The 11,575-nt window shown below is 72.5% G+C and carries 6 protein-coding genes; 4 read left to right on the plus strand and 2 right to left on the minus strand.

Translation table 11 applies throughout. From position 1 onward, the window contains the following. Positions 1 to 102: 102 nt before the first annotated feature. Together ACWCRB_RS34550 and ACWCRB_RS34555 are read right to left on the minus strand one after the other, a co-directional pair. Positions 103 to 1,365 carry a serine/threonine-protein kinase gene (locus tag ACWCRB_RS34550; protein WP_450999831.1) on the minus strand — a complete coding sequence of 421 codons (1,263 nt, stop codon included), beginning with the start codon at positions 1,363 to 1,365 and terminating at the stop codon, positions 103 to 105. 304 nt (positions 1,366 to 1,669) lie between these two features. Beyond that, positions 1,670 to 3,430 carry a serine/threonine-protein kinase gene (locus ACWCRB_RS34555; RefSeq protein WP_450999832.1) on the minus strand — a complete coding sequence of 587 codons (1,761 nt, stop codon included), beginning with the start codon at positions 3,428 to 3,430 and terminating at the stop codon, positions 1,670 to 1,672. Between the two features lie 449 nt (positions 3,431 to 3,879). On the opposite strand from ACWCRB_RS34555, the gene ACWCRB_RS34560 reads away from it, so the two are divergent. The 4 genes from ACWCRB_RS34560 (at position 3,880) to ACWCRB_RS34575 (ending at position 11,495) form a co-directional block, all read left to right on the plus strand. Next, a complete protein-coding gene (locus tag ACWCRB_RS34560; protein WP_450999850.1) occupies positions 3,880 to 7,449 on the plus strand; it encodes an FHA domain-containing protein in 3,570 nt (1,189 codons plus the stop codon). Positions 7,450 to 7,862: 413 nt separating this feature from the next. After that, on the plus strand, positions 7,863 to 9,245 hold the full coding sequence (locus tag ACWCRB_RS34565; RefSeq protein WP_450999833.1) for an ABC transporter substrate-binding protein: 1,383 nt from the start codon (positions 7,863 to 7,865) through the stop codon (positions 9,243 to 9,245). A 10-nt stretch (positions 9,246 to 9,255) separates the two neighbouring features. Beyond that, positions 9,256 to 10,617, plus strand: coding sequence for a carbohydrate ABC transporter permease (locus ACWCRB_RS34570; RefSeq protein ID WP_450999834.1), 1,362 nt, complete (start codon positions 9,256 to 9,258; stop codon positions 10,615 to 10,617). Continuing rightward, the gene (locus ACWCRB_RS34575; protein WP_450999835.1) at positions 10,614 to 11,495 is read left to right on the plus strand and encodes a carbohydrate ABC transporter permease; all 882 of its coding nucleotides are present in this window, start codon (positions 10,614 to 10,616) and stop codon (positions 11,493 to 11,495) included. Before ACWCRB_RS34570 ends, ACWCRB_RS34575 begins: the two co-directional genes overlap by 4 nt. Positions 11,496 to 11,575 lie beyond the last annotated feature (80 nt).

Consider the following 11,575-nt stretch of genomic DNA (forward strand, 5'->3'; position numbering starts at 1 on the left):
TCCGGCGTTTGAGGACGAGCGCGTTCAGCGCGACAAGGGGGGTCTGGGGGCGCAGCCCCCAGGGATGGGAACGGGTAGGGGCGGCGGGGGCGAAAGCACCCCTCACGGTGACGCCGGTGCCGAGTTCTTCGTGTCCTGGGGGGTCGCCCCCGCGTCGTCCCCGGACGTGGCCAGCCACGTGCCGACCCCGACCGCCGCGACCAGAGCCACCGCAGCGACCCCCAGCGTCACCCGACGCCGCCGCGCCGAAGCCCGATGCCTGGCCGAGCCAGGACGCGGCGCCCCCGCCGGACGCGGCACGCGCGCCGTCCCCAGCGCCCCACCCGCAAGCTCATCCGGCCCAGGCACCCGCATCGACGTATGCGTATCCCGATTCGAGTCCGGCTTCGCCCCCCGCACCAGAGGCACCGCCCCCCTCCGCACCCGCTCCCCCACCGGCACGGCAACCTCGTCGTACACCTCGCCCTGAGAAACCTGCCCCTCGCCCTGGCCCTCCCCCGCGTCCTCCGACTCCGGCTCGTCCACGTCCAGCGGCGGCATCCCCACCAGCAACGGCAACTGCTCCCGCAGCCGCACCCCCAGCTCGGACGCCCGCAGCCGAGACGCCGGCGCCTTCGCCAGGCACTGCACGAGCAGCTGCCACAGCTCCTCGGGGATCCCGGGGAGCGGGACCACCGTCTCCGTCACGTGCCGACGCAGCACCGCGCCCGGGTGGCCGCCGCCGAAGGGCGTGAAGCCGGCGAGCAGCTCGTACAGGACGGTCGCCAGCGCGTAGATGTCGACCGCCGCGCGCGGGGGCAGGCCCTCCACGATCTCGGGGGCGAGGTAGTCCGGCGTACCGATGATCTTCGTGGCCCGGGTCCGGCGCGGTGAGTCGATGAGCTTCGCGACGCCGAAGTCGGTCAGCAGGGCGGGGTGCGAGCCGCCGGGGCCGAGGGGGCCCTGCATGTCCAGCAGGACGTTCTCCGGCTTCACGTCGCGGTGCACGACCCCTGCGGCGTGCGCGGCGGCAAGACCGTCGGCGATGTCGGCCACTATCGCGACCGCGGCCTCGGGTGCGAGGCGGCGCTCCCGGTCGAGCCGGGTGCGCAGGTCCGTACCCCGCACCAGGTCCATGACGAGCGCGAGGTCGTTCCCGTCGACCACCAGGTCCCGTACGGACACGATGTTCGGGTGTTCGAGGCCGAGCAACGCGGTCCGCTCCTGTACGAAGCGTCCGACAAGCTCCTGGTCCGACGCCAGGTCCTCGCGCAACAGCTTGACGGCGACGGGCCCCTCGGGTCCCTCGCCCAGCCACACCGTGCCGGCGCTGCCCCGCCCCAGGATCTGGTTGGCGGTGTACCGGCTGCCGATCTTCCGTGCCAAGACTGCTCCTACAGACGCGTAACACCAGCGGCTATGCCACGGGTCCCCGGGACCCCCAGCCGACGAGACCTCGACCTCAGCCGATAAAACTACGCGTCCGGAGCCGTAACCTTCACCGCCAGGACGGAAATCACCCGCCAGGTGTCGACAAATCCCCAGAGTCGTACCGGAATCACAGTCGGAGCACAGCCCACCTGCTCCTCATTTGCCTCGACTTCCGCCGGATTGCCCGGACCATGGCAGGACACCGCGGCAGGACACCACCACGCGACCGCCGACCGGAGCGCTACTGCACGCGCGCGGGCTAGTTCCCGGCGCCCCCAGGACCCCCGGAACCGCCGGAGCCTCCGCCCAGGTCCCCTATCCACCCGCTGACGGTGTCGATCCAGTCACCGATCTGCTCGAAGAACCCCTTCGTCGACCCGATCCACCCCTGGAGCGGGCTCAGTTCCCAGATCAGCCACGCCGCGATGAACAGGATGACGATCGTGAACAGGCACCCCTTGAGGCAGCCGAGCCCGGGGATCTTCATCGGGTTGGCGCTGCGCCGGCGGGGCTCCCTCGGCTCGCGTGGCGGCCGGCCCTCGGGCTGCTGAGGGCGCTGGGGCCGCTGCGGCTCGGGCGCCGGGGCGGGCGGCGCGTACCGCTGCGGCTGCTGCTGGTGCTGCGGCGGCGCGTACTGCTGGTGCTGGGGCGGCTGGCCCTGTCCGGGCCCCTGCGGGTACCCGTATCCGGGCTGCGGCCCTCGCTGCTGCTGACGCGACGGCGGCTGCTGCTGGTACGGCGGCTGCTGGGGCTGTTGCTGCGGCGGCCGGCCCGGCTGTCGCTGGGGACGGCGGCGCAGGGGGTCCTCGCCGGGGTCCAGGTACTGGACCTGCGTCTGCTCGTTGCGGTCCCGGGCGGCACGCAGCTGGTTCTGCCAGGGGTGCGGCTCCTCGGGGCTGCCAGGGCCCCCTGGCCGGTTCTGCGGCACCGGCGGCATGACGGCCGTGGGGTCCGCGGCGCCGAAGGAACCCGAACCCGCGGGAACGGGCCCCCCGGTGTGCGGCAGCACGCTGGTGGCGGCGTTCGGGTCGTACGCCCCCTGCCCCTGCGCTCCCGCGCCGTGCGGCAGCACCTGGGTCGGGTCGCCCGCCCCGGGCACCGCGGTCGGCGCCGGATCCGGGGCGAGCAGATGGACGACCCCTTCGGCCGCCGCGATCTGCATCGAGTTGGAGTGGACGCCGATGCCCTCGGCGACGACGCGCAGCCCGCGCGCGAGGTTCTCGGCGCTGGGCCGTTCGTCCGGGTTCTTGCGCAGGCAGCGCTCGATGACCGTCCACAGGGGTTCGGGCACGGTCGACGGGCGGCGCGGCTCGGCGTTGAGGTGCTGGTGCAGCACTTCGAGGGCGGACTCGCCGCCGAACGGCGGACGGCCGGTGACCAGCTCGTACAGCAGGATGCCGGCGCCGTAGATGTCGACGGCGGAGGTCTGCGGGCGGCCCTCGGCGGACTCCGGGGCGACGTACGCGGGCGTGCCGACGAACTCGTGGGTGCGGGTGAGGCCCGGGGAGTCGGCGAGGCGGGCAATGCCGAAGTCGGTGAGCATCGGGTGCATCCGGCCGTTGTCCTGCATGAGCAGGACGTTGGCGGGCTTCAGGTCCCGGTGCACGACGCCGTCGGCGTGGCTGACGGCGAGCGCGTCGGCGATCTGGGCGGTGAGGAGGGAGGCGGCGACGGGCGTGAAGGGGCCGTTCTCCCGCAGGTAGCGGTGCAGGTCGGGACCGTCGATGAGGTCCATGACCAGCGCCAGCAGATCGCCCTCGACCACCAGGTCCCGTACCCGGACGATGTTCGGGTGGGTCAGCCGCAGCAGCACGGACCGCTCGCGCAGGAAGCGCATCACGATGTCCGCGTCGTTGGCGAGCTCCTCCTTGAGGACCTTGATCGCCACGGTCTCGCCGGGCTGGCCGGGCACGGCCGCCTCGGCTCCCGCGGTCTCCCTCTGGCGGGCACGCCAGACGGTGCCTGTGGCGCCGCGTCCCAGCGGCTCCTCAAGGAGGTACTTGCTCCCTACCGGCCGCACGTCATGGCTCCCTTGCGTACGTACATCCCGTACACGCATCCCGTACACGGTGTTCCGACCCACTGTAGTGCCGTGTTCCCGGGACCCCCTGGGAACGACCGCCGTCCATGTACGGCTACGTACGGCCTCCCGCACATGTTCGATGGAAAGACGCCCTATTCGGTCGCTTCGGTTGCCGGATCCCGAACGTGACCGATCTCAAACCGATAACCAAACCGATCCGAAACGGACAGCCGCCGCTCACTGGTCAGGCACTTTTGCGGGCAGAGGTGACCATTCAAGATCACTTATGGGTGGGGGGCGGGCGCGTTGTCAGTGGCAGGTGCGAGGATGCCTCCAGTACTGGCCGACGTGCTCGTGTGCGGTGGGGGAAGTCCGCGGTGGTGGGACCCGTGGCGTGGCTTCGTCCTCCTTCCCGGGTGCCCGCGCAGAAGGGACCGCTGACGGCGATGCAGATCCGGCTGACCGTCGTAGACCCGCTGGGGCCGCCCTCGGAGCCGTGGGCGCGTGCCGCGAGCTGCGACGTGCTGGTCACCGCGCCCGCCGGCACGGCGCTCGCCGCGGTCGCCTCGGCCCTGGCCTCGGCGGTCGCGGGCGACGGGGCGTCGATGCCCGAGCGCGGCCGGGACCGCGAGAGCGGCGGCGCGGTGGTGCTGTACGTGGGGGACCAGCGCCTCGACACCCAGCGCTGCACCCTGGGCGAACCCCCACTGGTCGACGGCGCCGTGCTGGCCCTCGGCACCCCCGCGGAGCCCGAGCCGCACCCCGAGGCGGACGAGGCGGCGGCCCAGCTCCATGTGGTGGCGGGACCGGACGCGGGCGGGGTCCATCTGCTGCACGGCGGCCAGATCACCATCGGACGCTCCGCCGACGCCGACGTCCCGCTGGACGACCCGGACGTCTCCCGGCTGCACTGCGCGGTCACGGTCGCGGCGGACGGCCGCATAGCGGTCGCGGACCTCGGCTCCACGAACGGCACGACCCTCTCGGGCGCCCGCCTCGGCTCCCGCCCGGTCCGCCTCGCACCGGGCGCCCTGCTGCGCATCGGCGAGTCGGCCCTGCGGCTGACACCGCCCGGCGACGCGGCCACGCGCGTGGGCACGACGCCGGACGGCGAGGGCCATGTCCGCGTGAGCGTCACCCCGGGAAGTACGAGGACCCCGGGCCGTCCGTCGGTCGACGCCGCCCAGGAGGCCGACGAGGACACCCGCGACCGGCGGCCGTCCCAGGCATACACCGCGAACTCCGCGCGCGTGCGGCCCGGCGGCACGGCGAAGCCGCCCTCCGGGGAGACCCATCACGCCTACGGTTCGGCGAGCTGGGGAGCGGCCGGGAGCGTGCCCGAGTCACGCGGTGCGCGGGGCCCGGCGGAGGCGGCACAGCCGCTGGTCCCGGGACAGGGGCGGGCACCAAGGATCGAGACCCGGGGCACGGCGGGTACGGGCAGGGTTCCGGGCGGTGCCGGGGAGACCCACGGCGCCGGTTTCTCCGTACCGGGACAGGCATCCGGGGCCAGGGCGGTACCGCACGCCCGCGCCCACGACGAGGACGACCCCGAAGCGGAGGCGGAGTTCTCCGGGGGCAGCGGGCGCAAAGGGACGCCCCTCCGGGGGACGGACGTTCCGCCGGGAGTCCGCAGCAGGCGCGGTGGGCTCTCCAAGTGGGCGCGGCGGCTGACCGGCGGGCGCGGGGAGCAGGAGACGACCGACGGCGAGGAGTACGAGGACGAGGGCCCGGTGTCCGACCCTGCGGCCCCGGAGTCCACGAGCGCCGCACCACAGGCACCGGCACAGGCACCGGAGAGCTGGCCCGACCCGGCGGCACTGCTGCTGACGGCCCTGGGCCCCGGCCCCCGCCTCTGGGAGCGCGGCCCGGGCCACCCGGAGGCACTCACGGTCCGGCTCGGTACGGCGGACCGCGCGGCCCCCGACGGCTCGGGACTGCTCCCTGCCGTCCCGGTGACCGCCGGGCTGCGTGAGGTCGGGGCGCTGGGGCTGGCCGGCCCGCGCGCGCGGCTCGCGGGGCTGGCCCGCGCGGTGGTGGCCCAGCTGGCCGCGCTGCACTCCCCGGAGGCCCTGGAGATCGTCCTGATCAGCGCGGACCGCTCGCGCACCCCCGAGGAGCGCACCGCGGAGTGGTCCTGGCTCGGCTGGCTCCCGCATCTGCGCCCCGGGCACGGCCAGGACTGCCGACTCCTTCTCGCCTACGACCGCGAACAGGCCACGGCCCGCACGGACGAACTCCTGCGCCGCCTGGAGGACCACGACACGGAGACGGCGGCGAAGACCCTCGCCCACGGCGGCGGAGAACCGGACCACAGTGGTTCGGAGGGTGCCCGACGGCCCTCCTGGGCCCGGGACGACGACCCTGACGAGTCGTCGGGGGCGGGCGGTTTCGCGGGGCCGTACACCGTGGTCGTCGTGGACGGCGATCCGGGCGGTGCGGCGGTCCGGGAGGCCGTCGCGCGGCTGGCGCACGAAGGACCACGCGCCGGGATACACATCGTGTGCCTCGCGGAGACGGAGGCCGCGTCGCCCGTGTCGCCGGTGACGGAGACGTACGAGGCGGCGTGCGCGGCCTCGCCGCCGTTCCGCGAGTGCGGGGCGGTGGCACTGCTCGGCGGTGACGTGGCCACGGCGCTGCATGTGATGCGGGTGGCACGGGCGGGGGCGAGCGCACCTGGGCGGCCGGACCCCGCCGAGGCGGACCTCGGCGGTCGCGCCGGGCTCGTCGGGCAGGGTTCCGTCGCCGCCGTGGACGCCGTGTCGCTGGCCTGGGCCGAGCGGTTCGGACGGGCGCTGGCCCCGCTGCGCACCGACGGTGCGTCCGGGGGACGACAGCAGCGGGTCTCCGCGCCCTTGCCACAAGCAGCGCGGCTGCTCGACGAGTTGGGGCTCGCCCGGGCCACCCCGGCGTCCCTGATGGCCCGCTGGGCGGACGCGGCCGACGACACCGAGACGCTCGGCGGCCGGGCCTGGGCCGTCCTGGGCGCCGGCCCGCGCGGGCCGGTGGGCGTGGACCTCGCGGCCGAGGGGCCGCACCTGCTGATCGAGGGCCCGCCCGGCAGTGGCCGTACGGAGCTGCTGCGGGCGGTCGTCGCGTCGCTGGCCGCCGCCGAGCGGCCCGACCGGCTGGGCATCGTGCTGATGGACGGCCGGGACGGCACCGGCGGGAGCGCGCCGCACGGGGAGGGGCTGCGGGTGTGCACCGACCTTCCGCATGTCACCACTCACCTCACGGCCAACGATCCCGTCCGTATGCGGGAGTTCGCCCAGTCGCTCAGCGCCGAGCTGAAGCGGCGGGCCGAGCTGCTCGGGCGGGTCGGCTTCGGCGAGTGGCACACCGGGCGCGAGCTGTCCGGCCGGATCGGCCCGCAGCGGTCGGGATCGGGCTCGGGCGCACAGAGCTCGGCGGGCACGGGAGAAGGCGCCGGGGACCTCGACACGCCGCCGAGTTCGACGTTGCGGTTGCGTCCGGCGGCGAGCCGGCGGCGTACGGAGACTCCGCCGCTGGCCCGGCTGGTGGTGGTCGTGGACGATCTGGACGCGTTGGTGTCGCCGCCGTTGGGGTCGCCGGGGCGGCCGTCGGCGGGGTCTGTGGTGCGGGCGTTGGAGGCGGTGGCCCGGGAGGGTGAGCGGCTCGGGGTGCATCTGGTGGCCGCGGCGGGGTTCGGTGGGCGTACGGCGGAGACGGAGCTGGCCCGGGGGGCCGCGCTGCGGGTCGTGCTGGACGCGCCTGCGCCGGGGCCGGACGAGCCCGCGGCGGGGCGGGGCCGGTTGAGCGGGCCGGACGGTCGGAGCATCCCCTTCCAGGGCGGCCGGGTGACGGGGCGCATCCCCCGCACGGCGACGCTGCGCCCGACGGTCGCCACGCTGGACTGGCAGCGCATGGGCGACCCGCCGACCCGCCGCCCGGTCCGCGAACTGGGCAACGGGCCCACGGATCTGGCGCTGCTGGCGAGCGCGCTGGAACGAGCGGCGCGGTCGGTGTCGGCGACGGAGGTTCCGTCGCTGCTGTGAGCGGGGCGGGCTTTCTTCGCCCCCGCCGCCCCTACCCGTCCCATCCTTCTGGGGGCTGCGCCCCCAGACCCCCGCTACCTTGTCCTCAAACGCAGGACGGGCTGAGTAGATCACCCCACCCGGCGATCGAAGACAAGGCCGATCCAGCACAGCCATTGCTCCCCGCCCGGGGCATCTCAGCCCGTCCGGCGTTTGAGGACGAGGCCGTTCAGGCCGATGGCGGGGGTCTGGGGGCGGAGCCCCCAGGGATGGGACGGGTAGGGGCGGCGGGGGCGAGGAGCAAGGACACGACGCGGTCACGATCACCCGCTTGACAGCGCAGGCGCACTTGCCGACCCCAACGACCCGGCGTAGACCAGAGCCCACGGGACAGCGCCGAACACGTTCAACGCCGAACGACGAACGGGGCAGACATGCGCAGCAACCTTCGTACACGCACCACCCTGACCGCCCTCACCGCCACAGCCCTCACCCTCACCCTCTCCCTGACCGCCTGCGGCGGCTCCGACGACGACAGCCCGGGCGGGACAAGCACCAGCACCGGAACCGGGACCGGGGACGACTCCGCCTCCGTCCAACTTCCCAAGCTCAACGGCCAGACGCTCGAAGTCGCCGCCGTCTGGACCGGACCCGAGCAGGAGAACTTCACCAAGGTCCTGGACGAGTTCGAGAAGCGCACCGGCGCGAAGGTCAACTTCGTACCGACCGGCAACAACACCTCCACTTTCCTAGGTACGAAGATCGAGGGCGGCCAGCCCCCGGACGTCGCGTTCCTGCCGCAGGTCGGCGTCCTGCACCAGTTCGCCGAGAAGGGCTGGATCAAGCCGCTCGGCACGGACGCCCAGGCCCAGCTCGACAAGAACTTCTCCGCCGGCTGGAAGGACCTCGGCGCCTTCGAGGGCAAGCAGTACGGGATCTACGTCAAAGCCGCCAACAAGTCCCTCGTCTGGTACAACACCGCCGCGTTCGAGGCGGCGGGCCTCACCGACACCCCCACCACCTGGAAGGACTTCATCGCCACCGCCCAGACGCTCTCCGACGCCGGCTCCCCCGCCGTGTCCATCGGCGGCGCCGACGGCTGGACCCTCACCGACTGGTTCGAGAACGTCTATCTGTCGCAGGCCGGGCCCGAGAAGTACGACCAGCTCGCCCAGCACGAGATCAAGTGGACCGACCCCTCCGTCAAGGACGCCCTGACCACGCTCGCCGAGCTGTGGGGCCAGGACGACCTCCTCGCGGGCGGGCGTTCCGGCGCGCTGGCGACCGAGTTCCCGAAGTCGGTCACCCAGACCTTCTCCGGTGACACCCCGGCGGCGATGGTCTTCGAGGGCGACTTCGTGGCCGCCAACATCAACGCGGACACCAAGGCGAAGATCGGCACGGATGCGAAAGTCTTCCCGTTCCCCGCAGTTGGCGACCAAGCGCCCGTCGTCAGCGGCGGCGACGTGGCCGTGGCCCTCAAGGACGGCGCGGGCGCCCAGGCCCTGCTGACGTTCCTCGGCTCGACCGACGCGGCCGAGATCTGGGCGGCCCAGGGCGGCTTCCTCTCCCCCAGCAAGACCATGGACCAGGCCAGCTACAAGGACGACGTCACCCGGGACATCGCCAAGGCCCTCATCGCGGCCGGCGACGACTTCCGCTTCGACATGTCCGACCAGGCCCCGGCCGCCTTCGGCGGTACCCAGGGCGTCGGCGAGTGGAAGGACCTCCAGGACTTCCTGAAGAACCCGAAGGACGTCGCGGGCACCCAGCAGAAACTCGAGGCCGACGCCGCCAAGGCGTACAAGAACAGCTGACGGCGCCGGGATGACGTCCACAGAGAACAAGCCCGAACCCGAAGCCCCTGGAACCCCCGGAACCCCCACCCGTCCTCCCAGAAGCGTCACCGGCACCCGCTGGTGGGTAGCCGGCGTCTTCCTCCTGCCCGCCCTGATCCTGCTCGGCTCGCTCGTCGTCTACCCCATCGGCTACTCGGTCTGGCGCAGCCTCTACGACGCCGACGGCTCCGGCTTCGTCGGCCTGGAGAACTACGGCGACATCTTCACGAACGACGCCACGCTGACCGCCGTACGCAACACGGCAATCTGGGTGGCCGTCGCGCCCGCCCTCGTCACCGCGCTCGGTCTGATCTTCGCGGTGCTGACCGAGCGGGTGCGCTGGGGTACGGCGTTCAAGCTGGTCGTCTTCATGCCGATGGCGATCTCGATGCTCGCGGCGGGCATCATCTTCCGCCTCGTCTACGAGCAGGACCCGGACCAGGGCGTCGCCAACGCGATCGTGACGTCCGTGCACGACGCCTTCGTGGACTCCTCCGTCTATCCGAAGGCCCGCCCGAACGCCCAGGCCAGCGATCTGAAGTCGTCCGGCGGGGGCTCGTTCACCTCCACCGGGACCGTCAGCCCGGGCACCCCGGCCCTGCTGCCCCTCGTAGGCATCGCCCCGAACAAGCTCCCCGGCACGCCCGAGGACGCGAAGGCCCCGGCCACCTCGGGTTCCGGGATCACCGGCACCGTCTGGCTGGACTTCAAGCTCGGCGGTGGCGGTACGAAGGGGCAGGTCGACCCCGGTGAGAAGGCGCTGAAGGGGGTCAAGGTCGAGGCCGTGAAGGACGGGAAGGTCGTCGCCTCGGCGACCAGCGGCGCCGACGGCACCTTCAGCCTGCCCGCCGATGCCGGCGGGGCCCAGCTGAGGCTGCCCGGCTCGAACTTCGCCGCCGCCTACAACGGGATCGACTGGCTCGGGCCCACCCTCGTCACCCCGGCCATCATCGGCAGCTATGTATGGATGTGGGCCGGGTTCGCCATGGTCCTCATCGCGGCCGGACTCGCGGGCGTCGACCGGAATCTGCTGGAGGCGGCGCGCGTCGACGGCGCCAACGAGTGGCAGGTGTTCCGGCGGGTCACCGTGCCGCTTCTCGCACCCGTCCTCGTGGTCGTTCTCGTCACGCTGATGATCAATGTGATGAAGGTGTTCGACCTCGTCTACATCATCGCCCCGCAGCCCAGCCAGGACGACGCCAACGTCCTCGCGCTCCAGCTGTTCCTGTCGTCGTTCGGCGGTGGCGGCAACTACGGCGTCGGCAGCGCGATCGGCGTCATCCTGCTGCTGCTCGTCCTGCCGGTGATGTTCTTCAATCTCCGTCGACTCAGGAAGGAGCGTCAACGGTGACGGCTCTCGACCCACCCGTGCGCGCCAAGCGCTCCTTCGCCGCCCGCCTGGTCAGCGGCACGGCGGGCGGCGTGATGCGGCTCTTCCTGATCATCGTCGCGCTGATCTGGATGGTGCCGACGTTCGGGCTGCTCATGTCGTCGTTCCGCGACCCGACCGACATCGCCGCCTCCGGGTGGTGGAAGGTGTTCACGGCGCCCGGGCAGCTGACCGCGAAGAGCTACGAGACGCTGCTGGAGAACGACGCGATCACCAGCTCCCTCCTCAACACCGTCTGGATCACGGTCCCGGCGACGCTCCTGGTCGTCCTGATCGGCGCGATGGCCGGATACGCCTTCGCGTGGATGGACTTCAAGGGGCGCGACTGGTGGTTCCTGGTCGTCGTCGCGCTGCTCGTCGTACCCGTGCAGGTGGCGCTGATCCCGCTCTCCGATCTCTTCGGGAAGATCGGGATCTTCGGCGACATCATCGGTGTGGTGCTGTTCCATGTGGGCTTCGGGCTGCCGTTCGCGATCTTCCTGCTGCGGAACTTCTTCGCGGAGATCCCACGCGAACTGCTGGAGGCCGCCCGGCTGGACGGCGCGGGCGAGATCAGGCTGTTCGCCACCGTCGTCATGCCGCTCGCCGCGCCCGCGATCGCGTCCCTGGGGATCTTCCAGTTCCTGTGGGTGTGGAACGACATGCTGGTCGCGCTGGTGTTCTCCGACTCCCAGTCGCAGCCGCTGACGGTCGCGCTCCAGCAGCAGGTACGGCAGTTCGGCAGCAACATCGAGGTGCTGGCGCCGGGCGCGTTCATCTCGATGGTGATTCCGCTGGCCGTGTTCTTCGCGTTCCAGCGGCAGTTCGTGTCGGGGGTGATGGCGGGAGCGGTCAAATAATCAGCGGGGTCACGTAACCACATAAACTGCTCAGTTCATTCGTCCCCCACATGCCGCAATCGGCGTAACCAAGTCACTCC

The organism is Streptomyces sp. NPDC002156 (genome assembly GCF_053593675.1).

Coding starts and splice junctions, on each gene's coding strand:
- ACWCRB_RS34560 (WP_450999850.1), top strand. CDS start 3,880: ATGCAGATCCGGCTGACCGTCGTAGACCCGCTGGGGCCGCCCTCGGAG.
- ACWCRB_RS34565 (WP_450999833.1), top strand. CDS start 7,863: ATGCGCAGCAACCTTCGTACACGCACCACCCTGACCGCCCTCACCGCC.
- ACWCRB_RS34570 (WP_450999834.1), top strand. CDS start 9,256: ATGACGTCCACAGAGAACAAGCCCGAACCCGAAGCCCCTGGAACCCCC.